The 19,241-nt window shown below is 74.1% G+C and carries 18 protein-coding genes and 1 rRNA gene; 9 read left to right on the plus strand and 10 right to left on the minus strand.

Features of this window, described 5'->3' with window-relative positions; translation table 11 throughout:
• A 5S ribosomal RNA gene (gene rrf / locus ACZ3UD_RS09415) occupies positions 1-92 on the plus strand; the annotation flags it as partial.
• 105 nt (positions 93-197) lie between these two features.
• Complete coding sequence (locus tag ACZ3UD_RS09420; RefSeq protein WP_465584374.1) at positions 198-980, plus strand: phosphotransferase; 783 nt, start codon at positions 198-200, stop codon at positions 978-980.
• 27 nt (positions 981-1,007) lie between these two features.
• Here the strand turns inward: ACZ3UD_RS09420 and ACZ3UD_RS09425 are convergent, their stop codons facing one another.
• Positions 1,008-1,667 (minus strand): hypothetical protein, encoded by a 660-nt coding sequence (locus ACZ3UD_RS09425; RefSeq protein ID WP_465584377.1) that lies wholly within the window; start codon positions 1,665-1,667, stop codon positions 1,008-1,010.
• Positions 1,668-2,117: 450 nt separating this feature from the next.
• On the opposite strand from ACZ3UD_RS09425, the gene ACZ3UD_RS09430 reads away from it, so the two are divergent.
• On the plus strand, positions 2,118-2,828 hold the full coding sequence (locus ACZ3UD_RS09430) for a hypothetical protein (protein WP_465584379.1): 711 nt from the start codon (positions 2,118-2,120) through the stop codon (positions 2,826-2,828).
• Positions 2,829-2,896: 68 nt separating this feature from the next.
• Here the strand turns inward: ACZ3UD_RS09430 and ACZ3UD_RS09435 are convergent, their stop codons facing one another.
• Together ACZ3UD_RS09435 and ACZ3UD_RS09440 are read right to left on the minus strand one after the other, a co-directional pair.
• Positions 2,897-3,508, minus strand: a complete 612-nt coding sequence (locus tag ACZ3UD_RS09435; protein WP_465584382.1) for a TIGR03086 family metal-binding protein — start codon at positions 3,506-3,508, stop codon at positions 2,897-2,899.
• A 168-nt stretch (positions 3,509-3,676) separates the two neighbouring features.
• On the minus strand, positions 3,677-5,260 hold the full coding sequence (locus tag ACZ3UD_RS09440) for a phytoene desaturase family protein (RefSeq protein WP_465584384.1): 1,584 nt from the start codon (positions 5,258-5,260) through the stop codon (positions 3,677-3,679).
• A gap of 127 nt (positions 5,261-5,387) precedes the next feature.
• On the opposite strand from ACZ3UD_RS09440, the gene ACZ3UD_RS09445 reads away from it, so the two are divergent.
• The 4 genes from ACZ3UD_RS09445 (at position 5,388) to ACZ3UD_RS09460 (ending at position 11,020) form a co-directional block, all read left to right on the plus strand.
• On the plus strand, positions 5,388-5,783 hold the full coding sequence (locus ACZ3UD_RS09445; RefSeq protein WP_465584387.1) for a hypothetical protein: 396 nt from the start codon (positions 5,388-5,390) through the stop codon (positions 5,781-5,783).
• Positions 5,784-8,297: a DUF4132 domain-containing protein gene (locus tag ACZ3UD_RS09450; protein ID WP_465584389.1), complete on the plus strand. Its 2,514-nt coding sequence runs from the start codon at positions 5,784-5,786 to the stop codon at positions 8,295-8,297.
• Between the two features lie 181 nt (positions 8,298-8,478).
• Entirely contained in the window at positions 8,479-9,900 is a 1,422-nt protein-coding gene (locus ACZ3UD_RS09455; protein ID WP_465584391.1) for a hypothetical protein, read from the plus strand.
• A 106-nt stretch (positions 9,901-10,006) separates the two neighbouring features.
• Positions 10,007-11,020 carry a hypothetical protein gene (locus ACZ3UD_RS09460; RefSeq protein ID WP_465584394.1) on the plus strand — a complete coding sequence of 338 codons (1,014 nt, stop codon included), beginning with the start codon at positions 10,007-10,009 and terminating at the stop codon, positions 11,018-11,020.
• Positions 11,021-11,068: 48 nt separating this feature from the next.
• Here ACZ3UD_RS09460 and ACZ3UD_RS09465 read toward each other — a convergent pair whose 3' ends face one another.
• From ACZ3UD_RS09465 to ACZ3UD_RS09490, 6 genes are all read right to left on the minus strand, one after another.
• Positions 11,069-11,962, minus strand: a complete 894-nt coding sequence (locus ACZ3UD_RS09465) for an SAM-dependent methyltransferase (RefSeq protein ID WP_465584396.1) — start codon at positions 11,960-11,962, stop codon at positions 11,069-11,071.
• 10 nt (positions 11,963-11,972) lie between these two features.
• Positions 11,973-12,593: a cysteine hydrolase family protein gene (locus tag ACZ3UD_RS09470; protein ID WP_465584399.1), complete on the minus strand. Its 621-nt coding sequence runs from the start codon at positions 12,591-12,593 to the stop codon at positions 11,973-11,975.
• A complete protein-coding gene (locus ACZ3UD_RS09475; protein ID WP_465584401.1) occupies positions 12,590-12,745 on the minus strand; it encodes a hypothetical protein in 156 nt (51 codons plus the stop codon). Before ACZ3UD_RS09475 ends, ACZ3UD_RS09470 begins: the two co-directional genes overlap by 4 nt.
• A gap of 164 nt (positions 12,746-12,909) precedes the next feature.
• Positions 12,910-13,674 (minus strand): FAD:protein FMN transferase, encoded by a 765-nt coding sequence (locus ACZ3UD_RS09480; RefSeq protein WP_465585085.1) that lies wholly within the window; start codon positions 13,672-13,674, stop codon positions 12,910-12,912.
• 30 nt (positions 13,675-13,704) lie between these two features.
• The gene (locus tag ACZ3UD_RS09485; protein WP_465584403.1) at positions 13,705-14,205 is read right to left on the minus strand and encodes an FMN-binding protein; all 501 of its coding nucleotides are present in this window, start codon (positions 14,203-14,205) and stop codon (positions 13,705-13,707) included.
• Positions 14,206-14,256: 51 nt separating this feature from the next.
• Positions 14,257-15,624, minus strand: coding sequence for a ferredoxin reductase family protein (locus tag ACZ3UD_RS09490; protein WP_465584406.1), 1,368 nt, complete (start codon positions 15,622-15,624; stop codon positions 14,257-14,259).
• A gap of 232 nt (positions 15,625-15,856) precedes the next feature.
• Here ACZ3UD_RS09490 and ACZ3UD_RS09495 point away from each other — a divergent pair, with 232 nt between their 5' ends.
• Both ACZ3UD_RS09495 and ACZ3UD_RS09500 read left to right on the plus strand, forming a co-directional pair.
• On the plus strand, positions 15,857-16,576 hold the full coding sequence (locus ACZ3UD_RS09495) for a response regulator transcription factor (protein WP_465584409.1): 720 nt from the start codon (positions 15,857-15,859) through the stop codon (positions 16,574-16,576).
• A 62-nt stretch (positions 16,577-16,638) separates the two neighbouring features.
• A complete protein-coding gene (locus tag ACZ3UD_RS09500; RefSeq protein ID WP_465585087.1) occupies positions 16,639-18,090 on the plus strand; it encodes a sensor histidine kinase in 1,452 nt (483 codons plus the stop codon).
• Here ACZ3UD_RS09500 and ACZ3UD_RS09505 read toward each other — a convergent pair.
• On the minus strand, positions 18,065-19,108 hold the full coding sequence (locus tag ACZ3UD_RS09505) for a GlxA family transcriptional regulator (protein ID WP_465584411.1): 1,044 nt from the start codon (positions 19,106-19,108) through the stop codon (positions 18,065-18,067). The genes ACZ3UD_RS09500 and ACZ3UD_RS09505 overlap by 26 nt on opposite strands.
• Positions 19,109-19,241 lie beyond the last annotated feature (133 nt).

Consider the following 19,241-nt stretch of genomic DNA (forward strand, 5'->3'; position numbering starts at 1 on the left):
CGCCCGGTTACATTCCGAACCCGGAAGCTAAGCCTCACAGCGCCGATGGTACTGCAGGGGGGACCCTGTGGGAGAGTAGGACGCCGCCGAACAATCATTCAGAGAAGGCCCCACCCGGTTTCCGGATGGGGCCTTTTCGCGTCGAGAGGGCTTCAACTCCCGGCACGCTGACCGGGACGTACGGCTAGGCTGACCCGATGATCGAGGACGGCGCCACGGACAAGGGCAGCGTGACCACGGTACGGCGGGCCGGCGAAACGATCCGCCGGCCGGTCGGCGAGTGGACGCCGGCGGTGCACGCCTTGCTGACCCACCTGGAAACGGTGGGTTTCGCCCGGGCCCCGCGACTCCACGGCATCGACGGCACCGATGAGGTGCTCTCCCTGCTGCACGGCGAACCCGCGTTCTCGCCCTGGCCGCAGGCTCTGCGCTCGACCGGCGGAATCAGCGAGTTGGGGCACTGGCTGCGCGAGTACCACGAGGCCGTCCGGGACTTCCGGCCACCGGCCGACGCGCGCTGGCAGGGCCAGGAGGACGAGTGGCGGCCCGGCATGGTCATCCGGCACGGCGACCTGGGCCCGTGGAACTCCATCTGGGACGGCGACCGGCTGGTCGGCTTCATCGACTGGGATTTCGCAGCACCCGGCCACGCCCTCGACGACCTCGCGCAGCTCGCCTGGTACGCGGTGCCGCTGCGGCCCGCCGATCAGCAGCGAAGAGCCGCGATCGTCGGCGAGCACACCCTGCGTAGCCGCCTCGACGCCCTCTGCGCCGCCTACGGCGCGCAGCCGGCCGCCGTGCTCGATGCGCTGGACGCCGTCCAGTCCCGCGAGGCCGAGCGCATCGAACAGCTCGGCGGGGGCGGCCAGGAGCCGTGGGCAAGCTTCCTCGCCCGCGGTGACGCGGCGGAGATGGCGGCCGAGCGTGCCTGGCTCCGCGCGAACCGCGCGGTCCTCCTCCTGGACGGCTCGGACGGCTGAACAACGGCGTCTTCCGGCGGCCAGGGTTCAGCCGGTCGGCTGCGCGGGCCGCCCCGGCACCCACAGCGGCGCGGGCCCGCCGCGCGGCATGGCGCGCGCCGCGTCGTCCTCCAGCCACCCGTCCACCCGCTCAGGGTCGCCCTCGCCCAGGTCCACCAGCGCGGCGGCGGCGATCCGCGCGCAGCACAGCACGAGCGCGAGGGTGTCCTGGCGGCGGTGCCGCTCCCGCACGTACGCCGCGCCGCGCTCCTCGATGCGCCTGCCGTGGGACGGCCCGTCCTCGGCTGCCAGCGCCTGCACCCCGTGCCACACCAGGGTCAGCGCGCAGGGCTCGGCCGGGTGCGCCACGCCCTCGCGGTGCGCCTGCTCGCGGGCCTCGGCCGAACGCTGCCCGAGCCACTCCAGCGCCGCCGGCCCGTCGTCCCCACAGGTCCGGAGGACCAGCTCGGCGGCCTGTTCCGCGACGGCCCGCAGCACGGCCGGCGCGGGCACCCGCAGCCCGGGCGCCGGCGCGTCGCCGAACGACACCCACGCATCCGCGAACGAGGCCGCCCGTAGACCGCCCACCCAGGCCGGTGCCCCGCCGGTGGCGCCCAGCCATTCCCGAGCCCCCAGCCGGACCAGCCCCACCGCGACCAGTCGCGCCGCGTCCCCGTCCAGCCCCAGCAGCCGTCCACTCCGCACCACACACCCCCACCAGCACTCGTCACCCCGTGGGCACACATCCCACCACACAGGGAAGCGAACGAACTAGACAGGGGCACGTCACACCTCGGGACTGGGGGTTCGCGGCCGCCGGGCGCGGTGGCGCGGCGACCGGCCGGGGGAGGCCGGGGAGGCCCCGTGGCCGCGGCGGAGGACAGGGCGGCCGTCCCGCGACACCGGACGGCTCCGCTCGCAGGTGCCTGTCGGCGCCGGATGCTCGTGCGGCGCCGGCCTGCTCCATCTCTGCCACGGCGAGGTGGCGCGACGGACCGTCATGGCGGCTTTCGGACAAGCTGATCCCCGCCGTCGATTTCCTGGGATCTCCACTGAATCCTTACGCCTTCACCACGCTAGGGTGACTCCCGTTCCGCCGCCGGAAGCCCGGCGGTCGGAACGCTTCGCGACTACCAACTCGACTGGAGTACCCGAGTTATGAGTGTTCATCAGCTGTTGAGGCGTGCGACGGCCGCGGTCGTCGGCAGGGGAATCGGGGCGGCCGCGGCGGCGTTCGCGCTGGTCGCGGCCGTCGTCCTGGGCGGTACGGTCTCCGGGATGTCCGTGGCGGAGGCCAAGCCCGCGTGGGGCGGTTCGGGCAAGTGGGCGTGCTCCGGACAGCCGGTCGCGGCCGGGAACGTCATCACCGACTACGACAGCAAGGGATGTGGCGGGTACGGCTCCTGGTACCAGCAGCCGGCGAAGGACGGGATCTGGACCTGCTCCGGCTCCCCGGTGGTCGCCGGTTACGTGATCACCGACCACACCACCTACGGCTGCCGGGGCATCGGCGCGTGGCGCCACAGCCTCGTCCACGACGGGATATGGACCTGTTCCGGTTCGCCGGTCGTGCCCGGGTACGTGATCAGCAACCACCTGCGGGCCGGTTGCGGCGGCATCGGAAGCTGGCAGCACAACCTGCCCCACGACGGGATCTGGACCTGCTCGGGTTCCCCGGTGGTGGCGGGTTACGTGATCACCGGTCACACCACGTACGGCTGCGACGGCGCCGGCTCCTGGCGCCACAACACCGCCCGCGCGGGCCTGTGGTCCTGCCCGGGCTCGCCCGTCCCGCCCGGCTTCCGCTCCACCAGCTACAACGCCGGCGCCTGCGACGGTCTCGGCGGCTGGCTGCTCGCCCGCGCCTGACAACCAGCCCGGCCCCTCCCCGCGCCCCGTCCACACCGGGGCGCGGGGAGGGTCTCGTTGGTCCGTCCTCAGATCCGTTCGGCGGACCAGTACGGGTCGCGGCCGGTGAGGGCGAGCAGTCGGTGCTGGGCGTCGGCGCCGGGGGGTGTGGTGAGCGGGGGGTCGAACAGGCCGGTGCCGACCAGGTTGCGGTAGCCCTGGAACTCCGCGAGGGCGTAGCGGGCGGCGCCGGGCGGCATTCGGCCGTCCTCGCCGAGGGCCCGGGCCAGGTCCCAGCCGTGGACGACGGTTTCGGCGGTCAGTTCGCGGGCGTACCCGCCGACGTCGCGCAGGCCGTAGGGCAGGTGCACCAGGCGGTCGGGGACGCCGGGCTGGTGGAGCGCGCGGACGGCGGTGTCGGCGGCCATGGCCCACACGCCGACGGGGTTGCGTCCCAGGACGTCGCCGCCGAAGCGGTGGCCGATCGCCTCGGGGGTGTAGCCGGCCACCGCCTGGCAGACCCAGAGGTGTTGCGCGGCGAGGTGGTTCACCAGGGCGCGGACGTCCCAGTCCCGGCAGGGAGTGGGGGCCGTCCACCGGTCCTCGGGGACGGCCCGGACCAGGCGGGTCACCTCCGCCGCGGCGGCGATGTAGCGTTCACGGACCTCGGCGTGGAACCCGGGCGGGTGCGGACATTCCATCGGAAGGCCTCCCTCCTGCCCTGCTCACTCTCAGTAAATCGCTACTGGGAGTGACCTGCCAGGTTTCCCGAGGCCGGGCCGCGCGCGAAGGCCGGCCGGACCGCCTGCGAGGGCCGGACGGCCACCGGGCGATCGCCGTCGGTGACCGGCGGGTGGCCGCCCGGCCCGTCAGCGGTCCGGGTCCGCCAGGACGGCCTGCGCCGCGTTGTGCCCCGGGATGCCGCTGACCCCGCCACCCCGGACGGCCCCCGCGCCGCACAGCAGGACGTTCGGGTGGGCGGTCGCCACGCCCCAGCGGGCGGCGGCGCTGCGCGGGTCCTCGTCCTCGACGGCGAACGGGAAGGCGAGGTCGCGGTGGAAGATGTGGCCGCCCGGCAGGCCGATCTCCCGCTCCAGCTCCGGCGGGGTCCTGGCCTCGACGCAGGGCCGGCCGTCGGCGTCCGTGGCCAGGCAGTCGACGATCGGCTCGGCCAGCACCGCGTCCAGCTGTGCCAGGCTCGCGGCCAGCGCGCGTTCCTTGGCCGCAGGGTCGCCGAACAGCCGGGCGGGCATGTGCAGGCCGAACAGGGTGAGCGTCTGGAGCCCCTGCCGGAGGGCCTCCGGCCCGAGGATCGACGGGTCGGTGAGGGTGTGGCAGTAGATCTCCGACGGCGGCGCGGAGGGCATCCGGCCGGCCCGCGCCTCGGTGTACGCGGTCTCCAACTGGCGGTAGCCCTCGGCGATGTGGAAGGTCCCGGCGAAGGCCTCGCGCGGGTCCGCGGTGGTGTCCCGTAGGCGCGGCAGGCGGCGCAGCACCATGTTGACCTTCAGCTGGGCGCCCTCCGGCGCGGGCCCCGGCTCCTCGCCCAGCAGCCGGGCCAGGGCGGCCGGCGCGGCGTTCACCAGCACCCGGCGCGCCGCCGCCGTCGCCTCGCCGTCCCGGTGCCGGTAGGACACCTCGGCGTCGCCGCGGCCGTCGGTGGCGATCGCGGTGGCCTCGCAGCCGGTCCGGATCTCCGCGCCGGCCGCCAGCGCCGCCTCGGCCAGTGCACCGGTCACCGCGCCCATCCCACCGACCGGGACGTCCCAGTCGCCCGTCCCGTTGCCGATCACGTGGTAGAGGAAGCAGCGGTTCTGTCGGAGCGAGGGGTCGTGGGCGTGGGTGAAGGTGCCGATCAGTGCGTCCGTCAGGACCACCCCGCGCACCAGGTCGTCGGCGAAGGTCCGCTCGACGGCCTCGCCGAGCGGTCGCTCGAACAGATCCGTCCAGGCGGTCTCGTTCCCGATCCGTCGGCGCAGTTCGGCGCGTGAGGGCAGCGGTTCGGTGAGCGTCGGGAACACCCGTTCGGCGACCTGGCCGGTCATCCCGTAGAAACGCTGCCAGGCCTGCCACTCCCGGTCGGTGCCGGTCAGCGCCCGGAACGAGTCCCGGGTGCGGCCGGGGTCGGTGGCGTCCACCAGCAGTCCGGTGGGCTTCCCGTCCCGAACGGTGGGGGTGTACGAGGCGATCCGGCGCCGTCGCAGGTCGAGCCGCAGCCCGAGGTCCCGGAACACCTTCCGCGGTAGCAGGCTGACCAGGTAGGAGTAGCGGGACAGCCGGGCGTCCACGCCCGGGAACGCCTGGGCGGAGACCGCGGCCCCGCCCACCTCGGGCAGTCGTTCGAGGACCAGCACCCGCCGCCCGGCGCGCGCCAGGTAGGCGGCCGCGACCAGGCCGTTGTGTCCGCCGCCGACGATCACGGCGTCGTACCGGGAGGACGGGTGGGTGTTCATGCGGACACGCTACGGCGTTTCGCCGGGGTGGGGAACAGCCCCGCACGGGGCGGCCGCCCGCCGGACCTGTCCCGTCGGACCCGTCCCGCCGGGCCGGCTGTCGGTGCCGCTGGCTAGGGTCTGCGCCATGGCGACAGTGACCTTCGTCGACGAGACGACATCGGGGCTGCGACGGGACGCATGGCGGCTGCCCGTCGCCGAGGAGCGGTTGACGCTGCGCGAGCTGATCCGCCGCCGGGTGCTCCAGGAGGCGGCCGAGCACAACGCCCGCCGCCCCGAGGCGTTCCACGGCCTGGTGCAGCCGACCGAGGCCGAACGGACCCTGAACGGGTACCAGCTGCGGGCGCCGGACCACGCGGTCGACCCCGAGCGGCAGTTCCTGAGCGCGGTCGAGGCGTTCGGCCGCAACGGCTTCCTGGTGCTCGTCGGCGACCGCCAGGTCGAGGAGCTGGACGCCGAGTTGGACCTGCGCACCGACACCGAGGTGTGCTTCCTGAAACTTGTTCCGCTGGTAGGTGGCTGAATGACAACGACCGATCTGCTCGACCCCGCCGTCAGGCGGCTGCTCGACGCGCTCGACACCGGGCACGTGGACGGGATCGGCAGCGCGCTGATGGAGGTCGACACCGCCGTCGGGGGCGACTGGTCCGCCGAGCGCGTGGTGCCCGTCCGCGAGCGGGTGCTGGAGCTGCACCGCAACACCCGGGGCGCGCTGGTGGCGAGCCTGATGCACTGGATGCTGATGCTCTGGCGGCCCGTGCAGACCGAGAAGGCGACACAGCAGCGCAGCGCGCTGATCAGGCTGGCCTCGATGGTCTCCCAGGGCTTTCCGCAGGGGCCGGCCCGCGAGCTTCGCGAGGACAGGCTCCACCTGATGGGCCGCCAGTGGCACCTCACCGAGCTGCACGAGGCCGAGCGCCTGATCAGCGACGAGCTCGCGGCCGGCCGCCCGGTCGACGGTGCGGTGGTCGCCGCCGTGCGCCGGTCGGCGCTGATGGTCCGGCCCCACTACAGCCTCGTCATCGACCTCGCGGCCGCGCTGCCCGAGCCGCTGCTCAGCCCCGGCGAGGCCTGGGCCGACCAGGTCCTGGCCGCCCTTGACGAGCCCGGTTCCCCCGGGAGCAACGGCCGGCCGTGGATGGACCTGGTCAAGCATGCGCTCCAGGTCAAGTCCCCGAAGCCGAACGCCCGTTGGGAACGGACCGGGCGCGCCCTGATCGACGCGGTCGGCCCCGAGCGGGCCCGCGAGCGGATCACCGAATGGCTTTCGCTGGTCGGTCGTCCGCGCACCCTCGACCTGGTCGCGCAGCCGAGCGGCGAGGGAGCCGACCAGTTCGACCCCCACAACCTGGACGCGCTGCGCGGACTCGCCCTGCTGCTGGCCCTGACCCCGGCTCATCCCGACAGCGCCCGGGTGCTGGCCCGGCTGGTCGAGTCCGCGCTGCGCAAGGCACCGCGCATCGGCCCCCGGGCGCCCAAGGTGGCCAACGCCGCCGTGCACTCCCTCGCCCGTCTGGACGGCGAGGACGGCCTCGCCCAACTGGCCGTCCTCACCACCCGGGTGACGTACAAGGGCACCGTCAAGGAACTGGACAAGGCGCTCCGGGACCGGGCCGCCGCGCTCGGCCTCAGCCGGGCCGAGATCGAGGAACTCGCCGTCCCCTCCTACGGCTTGACCGAAGTCGGCGGGCGCGTCGAGCGGTTCGGCGAGGCCCGGGTGGAGCTGGTGGTGGAGGGCTCCCGGGTCCGTCAGGCCTGGTACAACGAGGCCGGCCGTGCGGTGAAGACCCCGCCCGCCGCGGTGCGCCGTGAACACGCTGATCAGCTCAAGGAGTTCAAGGCCTCGGTCAAGGACCTGGAGAAGATGCTGACCGCCCAGTCCGAGCGGCTGGACCGGCAGTTCCTGGCGCGACGCAGCTGGCGGTACGGCCCCTGGCGGCAGCGTGTCCTGGACCACCCGCTGGTCGGCACCCTGGCCCGCCGGCTGATCTGGACCGTGGACGGCACCGCCTGTGCCTGGCTGGACGGCGCCCTGCGCACCGTGACCGGCGACGAACTCGCGCCCGCCGCGGACGTCTCCGTCGAGCTGTGGCACCCGGTCGCCTGCCCGCCCGAGAGCGTGCTCGCCTGGCGCGCCGTGCTGGAACGCCATGGCCTCGTCCAGCCGTTCAAGCAGGCGCACCGGGAGGTGTACCTGCTCACCGCCGCCGAGGAGCACACCCGGGTGTACTCCAACCGCTTCGCCGCGCACGTCCTGCGCCAGCACCGGTTCCACGCCTTGGCCACCGCCCGGGGCTGGCACAGTCAGCTGCAACTCGCGGTGGACAACTCCTTCGCCGCCCCGAAGCGGCTGCTGCCCGAGTGGGGGCTGCGCGCCGAGTTCCGGGTGCACGGCATGGATGCCGACTGGGGGGAGACCTTCGCCCACCTGGGTACCGACCAGGTGCGCTTCTACCCGATCGACGCGCCGGAGAGCCTCACCCACACGGGCAGCGGCCGGTACGGTCCGGTGATGCGGCCCGGACTGCAACTCGTCGAGCCGGTACCGCTCACCGAGGTGCCACCGCTGGTACTGAGCGAAGTGCTGCGTGACGTCGACCTGTTCGTGGGCGTGACCAGCGTCGGCAACGACCCGACCTGGTCGGACGGCGGACCGGAGGGCCGGTACCGCGACTACTGGCAGTCGTACAGTTTCGGCGAGCTGTCGCAGAGCGCCCGTGAGCGCGGCGAGTTGCTGGCCCGGCTGCTGCCCCGGCTCGCGGTGGGGGAGCGCTGCACGGTGGACGGGCGCTTCCTTGAGGTCCGCGGCGAGCTGCGGACGTACCGGATCCACCTGGGCTCGGGCAACATCCTGATGTCGCCGAACGACACCTATCTGTGCATCGTGCCCGGCACCGACGGGCCGGCCGACGGACAGCCTCAACTGCCGTTCGAGGGTGACCACATGCTGGCGGTCATCCTCAGCAAGGCGCTGCTGCTGGCCCGTGACGGCGCGATCACCGATCCGACCATCACCAGCCAGATCGCCTCGCGCTGACCACTTGACGCGAGCGGGCCCCGCCGACCGGACGATGCGCCGTGCGGCGGGGTTCGGCAGGGGCCCGTGGGCAGGGGGCTTCGGAAGCGGCAGTTGCGGGAATCCCGTCCGGGGGCCGGAGGCAACGGCGGTGCCGACGGCCCGCTACCCTCAACTCGCTTCCATCCGGAGGAGATCAGCCGTGCACGCACGTCCACGTCGCGCCACGCTCAGATCCCTGATAGCCGGCCTCTGTGCCGGGGCCACTGCCCTCGCCCTCGCGGTGGGACCGGCGCAGGCAGCGCCGGCCGACAACCGAATCCCCGCCCAGCCCGTCCAGCCGACCGAACGCCAGACCTCTCCCGCCGGGCTGACCGCGTCGTACGCGATCAGCACCCCCGTGAACATCTCGGCCTTGTGCACGGGGCAGAACGCCGAGACCATCCAGGCCGTTGACCCGGCCGTGAACGCCGTCTATGACACCTGGATCGGCTGCAAGGGCATCGGATTCGCGGGCTCGCTGGACGGCGGATCGGCCTTCGGCACGGCGGTCACGCTGCCGGGCAGCGTCGGACAGAAGGGCAGCCGCAGCTGGGACCCGGCGATCACCGTCGCGCCGGACGGCACGGTCTACGTGGCGTTCATGGTCTCCCGCTCCGGTCTGACCTACCCCGTCGTCGATGTCAGCACCGACCACGGCGCCAGCTTCAAGACGGCGGGCGCGATCACTCCGCCGGACGCCAACAACTGGGGCGACCGGGACTTCATCACCGCCGGTCCGGACGGGACGTTGTACCTGACCTGGGACTACGGGCCGAGCGCGGCGGCGGTGACCTTCATCTGCGCCCCGAGCGGCAGTTGCGCCTTCGCCACCGGCGACGTCAACGCGGTGATGCAGAAGTCCACCGACGGCGGCCGGACCTGGAGCCCGATGTCGCACATCAGCCCCGGCTACCCGAACAGCGGCGCCGACAGCGCGCCCGTCGTGGTCGAGTCGGACGGCTCGATCGACGTGCTCTACCAGGGCTACGTCGTGACCAACGTCCCGACCGACGACCTGACCGTCGCCTACACGTACGCGACCCGCTCCACCGACGGCGGCGCGACCTGGTCGCAGCCGGTGCGGATCGGCGCCGACGCCGGGACGATGAACAACGGCGAGTGGTGGATCGACGGCAGCGAGGCGCTCGGCCCGGACGGCACGCTGTACGCGACCTGGGACACCCAGGGGTCGAACAGCGACACCGGATGGCTGTCGTACTCGCAGGACCACGGTGCGACCTGGTCCGCGCCGGTGCGGGTGCCCGCGGACACCCTGAACGTCCCCCACATCATGCAGGTGGTCGCCGGGCCGCCCGGGATCGTGTACGTGGGTTGGCTGTCGAGCAGTGATCCGCGCGGCTACGCCCAGTACCTGCGGACCTTCTCGACGACGAAGGGGTGGCTGTCCGCCCCGGTCCAGGTCTCGCAGGGCTTCGGGACCAGCGCGGTGTGGCCCGGGGACACCTTCGGCTTCTCCGCGCTGTCGCCCACCCGGCTGGTACTGGCCTGGGGCAGCGCCGTCGCGCCCACGGCCTCGAACGACAACATCTGGGCCGCGACGGTCGGGGTGACCCTGCCGTAAGGCCTGTGACGTCTCCTGACCGGAGGCCGACGCCCCCCAGAGGGTTTCCGCCCGAGTACCAGAGCCGCCACAATGGGACGGTCAGGCGCGAGAGTTGGGGGACCGCGTGAAGTGGCTGCTGGGAATCGGGGGAGCGCTGCTGCTCGGGGTGGTGACCAACCTGGTGTACGACTTCGCGAAGTTCGGCGGGTCCCGGGTTCCGTTGGCGCGAGTGCGGCAGGGCAGTCTGACGGCGGGGGCGCGGGCGCATGACGTGGCGGCGGACGGGCTGGTGTCGCTGATCACCTGGTCGGGCGCGCGGCCGTTGACGCCGGGGACGCTGGTGACCGGGTACGAGGGGCGGCTGCAGCGCCCACATGCGCTGGATCGCACGGGCTGGGCCGACGAGGTGGCGCGGCAGCGGGCGGCCGGCGCGGCGGGGCGTACGGCGTACATCGCGCGGCTGACGGTCGACCACGGTGAGCACAGTGCGGCCCGGGTGTGCGAGGTGGGCATCGCCGAGAGCGACTACGCGCAGTGCATGGCCACCACCCGGCTGGGGCGGGAGGACCCGGAGGCCGGCCGGCTGCTGCGGGAGGCGCTGGGGCAGGGCCTCACCGCGTTCGTCGCCGTCGCGCCGCCGACCATGGTGAGTGCCTGCGTGGCCGTGCGGGACCGGGCCGGGAGGCTGCTGCTGCTCCGGCGTTCACTGGCCGTCAACACCTTTCCGGCGCAGTGGACGGTCGGGATCAACGAGACGATGAAGTACCGGGACGAGCCGGGGGCGGCCGAGGACTTCTACGCGCTGGTTCACCGGGCGCTGGAGGAGGAGTTGGGCCTGCTGCCAGGGGACGTCAAGTCGCCGGTGATCGGCTGGTTGGGCTGGAGCGAGCCGGCCTCCTGCTACACGCTGGTCGCCACCGTCCGGGCGCGGCTCGACGCCGCCGAGATCGACCGGCGGCGCGAGGCCTGCCACAGCACCTTCGAGCACGACATGGCGGTGTGGCTGCCGTTCACCCGCCGGGCGGTGTCGGCGCTGGTCGAGGGCGGGGTGTGTCCGGACGGTTCGCGGCGCTGGTCGTACCTGGCGCCGCTGGTGGCGCGGGAGGCCTGGCGGGCGGCGCAGCAGGAGCGTGCGTAGCAAGGTGCAGGGGGCGTAAGGGGCGTAAGGGGCGTAAGGCCTCAGCGGTCAGGGGCGGATGGCGAAGACCCAGCGGTTGGCCGCCAGGGTGCCGTCCGGTTCGGGGAGCGGGCCGCGGCCGTAGTGGCGGGTGAACTCGAAGGGGGTGTGGGCGGTGGTGGACCAGCCGCGGGCGGTGAGGTCGGCGGGGGTGTCGGGGCGGGGACCGGCATCGAAGAGGGCGAGCAGGTCGACGCCGGTGCGTTCGCGGGTGGCGGTGTGGACGGGGTTGTCGCGTACCGCTGCCGGCTCCACGCCGATCTCGGCCTCGTAGGCCAAGGTGCTGCCGGAGCAACTGAGTTGGTCGACGACGGCGAAGAGGTCGCGTTCGACCGCGCTGGGCAGGTGCAGGAGCAGACCCTCGGCGAGCCAGGCGGTCGGTTGGTCCGGGTGGAACCCGGCGGCGGTGAGGGCGGCGGCCCAGTCGGTGCGGAAGTCGGCTTCGACCGTCACCCGGCGCGGTGCCCGAGGCCGGGCGTCGAGGCCGTCGAGCACCCGTTGCTTGAAGGCCAGCACCGCAGGGCGGTCGACCTCGTAGAGGGCGCAGTCGGGCGGCCAGTCCAGCCGGTACGCGCGGGTGTCCAGGCCGGCCCCGAGCAGGACCACCTGGCGGGCGCCGAGTTGGACGGCGCGCAGCAGCTGGTCGTCCAACGCCCGGGTCCGCAGAGCGAAGTAGCGGCCGAGCCGGCCCCAGAGCGGATCGGCGTCGCCGTCCGGGACGTCCCGGGGGTGGACGGGCCACCGCGCGGAGGCGGGGGCGGCACGGACGAAGTGCTCGGCGTACTCGTCCCGGACGAGGGCGTCGGGCCGGTGGGTCTCGATCGCGCGGGCGGCGGCGACCAGGAGGGCGGTGAGTGCTACGTCCTCGTTCACATTGGTGATCGCGTCTACGCCAACACCCATGGGCTGCTCCTCAGGTCTCGGGATGCCGTGTCCAGACGGCGAGTCGGTCGTGCGTGGTGACGCGGGCGCCGTAGACCCGGCGCATGAAGTCCAGGATCGCCTCGTCCGGCAGGTGCAGCGCCGCCGTGCAGTCCGTGAGCAGCGTGACGTGGAAGCCCTTCTGGAAGGCGGTCCGGGCGGTGCTGTCCACACAGACGTCCGCGAACACTCCGGCCAGCACGAGGTGTTGGAGCCCGCCGCGGACGAGGTGCGCCTCGAAGCCCTCGCTCAGGAAGGCGTCGAAGCAGGCCGCCTTGGTGAACACCGCCTCCTCCGGAGCCGGGGTCACGGCGTGGAACTCGGCGCCCCAGCTGCCGTCCAGACATTTGGGCCGTTTGCCGAGCACGGCGTCGCGGTGGCGCCAACTCGCGCCCTGGTGGACCGGATCGCCGATGAAGCGGACGAAGACCACCTCGGTGCCGTGCGCCCGAGCCGCCTCGACGGCCCGGGCGGTGTTGGCGGCGACGGTGGCGAGCCGGGTCGGGTCGCCGGGGTAGCGGGCGGCGGCCACCGGGCCGGCGCAAAAGTCGTTCTGCAGGTCGACGACGACCAGTGCGGTACGGCCGGTCGGGGCGCCCGCGGGGGCACTCATGCGCCCGGGCCCGGCAGCGCGCCGACCGGGGCGCGGTTCGCGAGCGCGTCGCGGGCGGCGTCCACGACGGCGATCCGGTGCGCGGCGCGCCCGAAGGCGGTCGCGGGCGCGCCCGTTCCCCGGCCGACCGCGCGTGCGACGACGGGTGTCACATGGCCTCCTCGATCCAGCTCGGCTCGGGTGTGGTAGGACCGGGCGTTCCGTACCCGATCGGTCTCCCACTATTGACCATGGTGGAGCGACGGGCGAGGCATGATCGCGGGGTTCACCTGATGGAGTGAAGTCGGTGCATCGATACGGCCGTTGGACGGGCGGGTCAGCGCGCCGCGAGCTGCCAGTCGGCCGGACCGGACGGCGGGAGGTGCTGCGGCAGGCCGGGCGTCCAGCGCTTCGTCCCGTCCGGCAGCACGGCCAGCGCCTCGATGCCGGGCCGTCGGGCGGCCCAGGCCAGCGCGCGGTCGGGGCCCATGGCGAAGGCGGCGGTGGCCCAGGCGTCGGTGCGGGCGATGCCGGTGCCCGGGGCGCCGACCAGGGTGAGCGAGGCGAGTCCGTCCGCGGGGCGGCCGGTGTGCGGGTCGAGGATGTGGGCGCCGCGCTCGGCGGTGCCGGAGGTGGCCACCGCGAGGTCGCGGCCGCTCAGTACGGCGACGAGCCGGCCCGGGGCCGTGGAGTCCTGCCGTGGGTCGGCGATGCCGATCCGCCACGGACCGCCGGAGGTCTGCACGTCCCCGCCGCCGCTGACGCAGTACTGCCGGGCGCCGGACGCGCGCAGCAGCGCGGCCGCCTCCTCGACCGCCCAGCCCTTGACCCAGCCGCTGGGGTCGAGTCGCCCGCCGGGCCGCTCGGTGAAGTAGCCGTCGGTCTCGGCCGCCACCTCGCGGCAGGCGGCGAGCACCGTGCGGACCTCCGGATCGCAGTCCGCGAGGGCCAGTTCACCGCGCCCGAGCCGGCTGATCCGGCTCTCCGGCCGGTACGTCGAGAACACCGCGTCGATCCGGTGCAGCCGCTCGACGATCCGCCGCAGCGCTCCGGGCGTGTCCGGGCCCGGGTCGCGGACGGCGATCGAGAACACGGTGCCCATTACGGGCTCGGCGTGGCGCAGCACCGGGCCTCAGCTCTTCGCCCGGTCGAGCGCGCTCTGCAGCGAGCGGACGTAGCCGTCGCTGGTGTAGGTCGCGCCGCTGACCACGTCGATCTGGGCGCTCTGCGCGGAGATCGCCTCCTGGTTGAGCACGGGCAGGGCACTGCTGTTGATCTCCCGGTCCCGGCGTTCCTCGTTGGGGTACTTGACCACGTCGACGGTGGTGATCCGGCCGCCGGCGAGCGTGACCTGCACCTGCACCGGGCCGTACCGGGTGTTCACGGTGTCCCCGCTGACCTTCCGGGTGCTGCCGCCGGAGGTGGCCGGCGCGGGCGCGGCCGAGGGGGCCGAGGAAACACCGGCGGACCCGGACCCGGACCCGGAGTCGGAGGCGGAACCGGAGTTGGATCCGGAGGAACCCGCTCCCGAGCTGATCACCGGCGCGGGCCCGGCCGCCTGGTGCGGTTTGAGCGAGAGCAGCAGCACCACCCCGGCGGCGGTCGCGGCACTGGTGACGATGGCTCGACGCATGAGCGGAACAACTCCTCAGGAACGAACGTCAGCGGATTCAGAAGGCGGGATTCAGAAGGCGAAGGACTCGTGGTGGATGCGCCCCGGCCGCACGCCGGCGGCCCGCAGGGCGCGTACGGCCTCCTCGGCGAGAGCCTCCGGCCCGCACAGGTACACCTCGTGCTCGGCCAGGTCCGGGACGAGCCGGCCGAGCGCCGCCCCGAGGTCCCCGACCTGCTCCCGCGTGCCGAGCAGCTCGTGCACCGCCGCGCCGCGCTGCCGGGCGACCTCGGCCAGCTCGGCCCGGAACAGCACGTCCTCCGCGCGCCGGGCCCGCTGGACCAGCGTGACCTGGCCAGGCAGCGTCTCGAACAGCGCCCGCAGCGGCGTGATCCCGACGCCGGCACCGAGCAGCAGCACCCGGCGCCGGCGCTGCTGCCGCCCGGTGAACGCCCCGTACGGCCCCTCGGCCCGTACCCGGGTGCCCGGGCGCAGCCCGGCGACGGCCGCGCTGTGCCCGCCGAGGTCCTTGACCGTGAACCGCAGGAACCCCGGGTGCGGCGGCGCGGACAGCGAGTACGGGTTGGCGGCCCAGCGCAGCCCGGGCGCCTGGAACTGGAGCCGGAAGAACTGGCCCGGCTCGGCCCGGAGTTCGTCCAGCCGCCGGCCGGACAGGAACAGCGAGACCACGCCGGGGCCCTCCGGCCGTACCTCGGCGACCCGCAGCCCGTGCCGCCAGTCGAGCAGCCAGGGCCACAGCAGGCGGAACCAGCCGACCAGTGCCGCCGTCCCGAAGTAGAGCGCGTACCAGGCGGCCTGGCCGGGCCCGCCGCCCAGGTCGGCGCCGGTGGTCAGCTGGTGCGCGAAGGCCAGCGCCACCGCGAGGTAGGTCGCCAGGTGCAGGTAGTACCAGGTCTCGTAGGAGAGGCGGCGGCGCGCGGCCCGGGCGGATACGGCGCCGGTGCCGAGCATCAGCAGGGTGCCGAAGCTCGCCTTGAGCATGTCGGGGTAGTGGAAGACGATCTCCACGCCCTCGTCGACCAGGCCGCGCCCGTCGGTGAGCGCGTAGCCCCAGATGACGGTCAGCAGGTGCACCGTGACCAGGGACACCAGCCACCGGCCGCCGAAGGCGTGCCAGCGGGCCAGCCGGTCGGCGCCGACCCCGCGCTCCACCGGCGGCAGCCGGGCCATCAGCAGGAGCAGCACCGGCGCCGCGTATCCGGCGAGCAGTCCGGTGATCCGCCCGGCGCCGGTCAGCCAGCCGGCCGCGCCGACCACCTCCGGCGTGTTCACCCACCACAACCTGAGCACGCCGAGCGCCCCGGTGGCGATCAGGCCGAGCGCCGCGCGCGGCGGCAGGGCGAGCGGCGGGCGCGGCGCCCCCCGGTGGCGCGGGCCGGCGGCGCTCGGCCGGGACTTCGGCACGGTGGCAGTGGTCATCGGGGATCCTCCTCAGCTCCCGGCGGTGGCGCGGCCCCGCCGAGGCGGTCCACGATCGCACCGCAAGCTCTGAGCCACCTCTGAACCGGAGCCGTTGCGACACCCGCCGGTGACACCATCGCCGCAGGTCAGAGTCGATACGGAGGCTCACGAACCGATCTCGGCGGTCTCACGGGTTTCTCATCGCGGCAGGCCAGGATGAACGGCGCCCACCGCCGACCAGAGGAGCCCCATGGACGACACCGCCACCGACCGCCCGGACTGGCGCGTCCTGGTCGTCGACGACGAACCGGACGTGGTCGAGGTGGTCTGCGGCGCCGTCCGCTACGAGGGCTGGCAGGCCCGCGGCGCGACCACCGGTCTGGAGGCCGTGGCGGCGGCGGCCCGATGGCGTCCGCACGCCGTGGTGCTCGACATGATGCTGCCCGACCTCGACGGCCTGGAGGTGCTGCGCCGCGTCCACGCCGGGCAGCCCGAGGTGCGGGTGCTCTTCCTCACCGCCCGGGACGCCGTCGAGGAGCGGATCGCGGGCATCGCGGCGGGTGGCGACGACTACGTGACCAAACCGTTCAGCCTGGCAGAGGTGGTGGTGCGGCTGCGCGGGCTGCTGCGCCGCGCCGCCCCGCCCACCGGGCCGCGCCCGGTGCCCGCGCACGCCCTGGTGCTCGGCGACCTGGTGCTGGACGAACGGGCCCGCGAGGTGACCCGGGGCGGCGAGACCGTCGAGCTCAGCCCGACCGAGTACGCGCTGCTCGCCCACCTGATGCGCCACCCCCGGCAGGTGCTCAGCAAGGCGCAGATCCTGGACGCGGTGTGGTCGTACGACTTCGGCGGGCAGGCGCACATCGTGGAGCTGTACATCAGCTATCTGCGCAAGAAGCTGGACGCGGGCCGCAGCCCGATGATCCACACCGTGCGCGGCGCGGGCTACCTGATCAAGGCCGCGCCGTGAACCGCGCCGTGACCCGCGCCGTGACCCGCGCCGTGACCCGCGCCGTGACCCGCGCCGTGAACCTGGCCCGGAAGCTCCTGCCCCGCACCCTGCGCGCCCGACTGATCGCCGGCCTGCTGGTGCTGCTGGTGGTCACCTGCGCCGCCGTCGGCCTGGCCACCGCGGCCTTCCTGCGCCACTTCCTGGTCGACCGCCTGGACCAGCAGCTCACCGAGGCCGGCGGCCGCTACGCCGCGAGCCTGGAGCACACCGGCACGGGCACCGGCCCCGACACCCGGGCACAGACCCCCGGCACCCTGGGCGTGCGGCTGCTGGACGGCCGGGTCACCGCCGCCGGTGTGGTCGACGGGGACGCCGACGACGCCGACAACCCCGACGACGAGGACGACCGGGTCGCCTTCTCGCCCGCCCAGCAGCACGCCCTGGCCGCCCTGCCGGTCGGCGGCCCGGCCGGCACCCTCGACCTCGGCCGGACGCTGGGCCGCTACCGGGTCCGCGCGGTGGCGGGCCGGGACGGCGACGTGCTGGTCAGCGGGCTGCCGCTGCGCCCGGCCGAGGACACTGTGGAGCGGTTGGAGACCCTGGAGCTGACCGTCTTCGCGGTCGCGGTCGCCGGGGCCGGCGCCGCCGGGGCGGTGTGGGTCGGCTGGTCGCTGCGCCCGCTGCGGCGGGTGGTGGGCATGGCCGAGCGGGTGAGCGCCCTGCCGCTGGCCAGCGGCGCGGTGATGCTGGCCGAGCGGGTACCGGACGACGACCCGCGCACCGAGGTCGGCCGGGTCGGGGCGGCGCTCAACCGGATGCTCGGGCACGTCGGCGACGCCCTCGCCCGCCGGCACGCGGTGGAGGAGCGGCTGCGCGCCTTCGCCGCCGACGCCAGCCACGAGCTGCGCACCCCGGTGGCGACCGTGCGCGGCCACGCCGAGCTGGCGCTGCGCCACCCCGGGGACGTGCCCGCGCCGGTGCGGCACTCGCTGGAGCGGATCGACGCCGAGGCGCTGCGGATGGGCGCGATCGTCGAGGACCTGCTGCTGCTCGCCCGCCTGGACGCCGGGCGCCCGCTGGCCGAGGCGGAGGTGGACCTCACCCGGGTCGCGCTCAACGCCGTCGCCGACGCCCGGGCGGCCGGTCCCGGACACCGCTGGCGCCTCGTCCTGCCCGAGGAACCGGTGCTGGTGTCCGGGGACGAGCACCGGCTGAGCCAGGTGGTGGCGAACCTGCTGGCCAACGCCCGTACCCACACCCCGCCCGGCACCGGGGTCGAGCTGAGCCTCGAACCGGCCGACGGTCACGTCGAGTTGACCGTCACCGACGAGGGCCCGGGGATCGCCCCGGAGCTGCTGGACCGGGTCTTCGAACGCTTCGTCCGGGGCGACCGCGCCCGCTCGCGCGCCACCGGCTCGACCGGGCTCGGCCTGGCCATCGTCCACGCCGTCGTCCAGGCGCACGGCGGTACGGTGACGGTGGTGAGCCGGCCCGGCCGTACGTCGTTCACCGTCCGGCTGCCGGGGGCGTGACCGGCGTGACCGGTGTGACCGGTGTGACCGTACGGAAGCGCTGGCGGTAGTCCGTCGGCGTGGTGTCCAGCCGGCGGCGGAAGGCGCGCACCAGGGTGTCCGTGGTACCGAACCCGCAGGCGGTGGCGACGCGTTCGAGGGTGTCGTCGGTGGACTCCAGCCGGTGGCGGGCGAGTTCGACCCGGGCCGACTCGATGTAGGCGCTCGGGGTGGTGCCCAGCTCGGTCTTGAAGATCCGGATCAACTGCCGTTCGCTGACGTGCGCGTGGGCGGCGAGATCCGGCACGGTGAGCCGCCCGGAGAGGTGGCGCCGGATGTGGTGGCGCAGCTCCTCGATCCGCCGGGTGGCGGAGACCGGCTCCAGCGGGACGCTGAACTGGCTCTGGCCGCTCGGGCGTTTGAGGTACATCACGAGCTGCCGGGCGACCCGCAGGGCGAGTTCCTCGCCGAAGTCCTCGGCGACCAGGGCGAGTGAGAGGTCCAGGCAGGCGCTGATGCCCGCGCCGGTCCACACCCCGCCGTCGCGGATGAAGATCGGGTCGGCGTCGACCTCGATCCGCGGGTACTCGGCGGCGAGTTGGCCCGCGGTCGACCAGTGGGTGGTCGCCCGTCTGCCGTCCAGCAGCCCGGCGGCGGCCAGCAGGTGCGCGCCGACGCAGACGGACGCGACCCGGCGCGCCCGCGGGGCCAGCCGGCGGACGTGCTCGACCACCGCCGGGTCGGTGAGCGCCCGGACCCGGCCTTCGTCGTCGACCTCGACCGATCCGGGCACCAGCAGGGTGTCGATGCCGCCCTCGGCGGCCTGGCCGAAGGTGAGGTCGGGCAGGATGCGCACCCCGGCGGCGGTGGTGACCGGCTCCAGGCCCTCGGCGGCCAGCACCACCCGGTAGCCGGTCGCGTCCTCGGTCTCCCGCCGGACCAGCGAGAACACCTCCGGCGGCCCGGTGACGTCCAGCAGGTCGACGCCCTCGAACAGGACGATGACGATCAGCCGCTGCGCGGTGTCCGCAGTATCCACGACAGGCCCCCTCGATGTCGGAAACTGCATGTCGGAATCTGCATGTTAGGTGACATTGCCGCCATGTGGAGTCCGCCCGTAGCGTTCCAGCGGCAGGCCGCAGCCGGCGTGACCTGCCCCGATCCCGAACCCG

The organism is Kitasatospora sp. NPDC023118, from assembly GCF_055560875.1.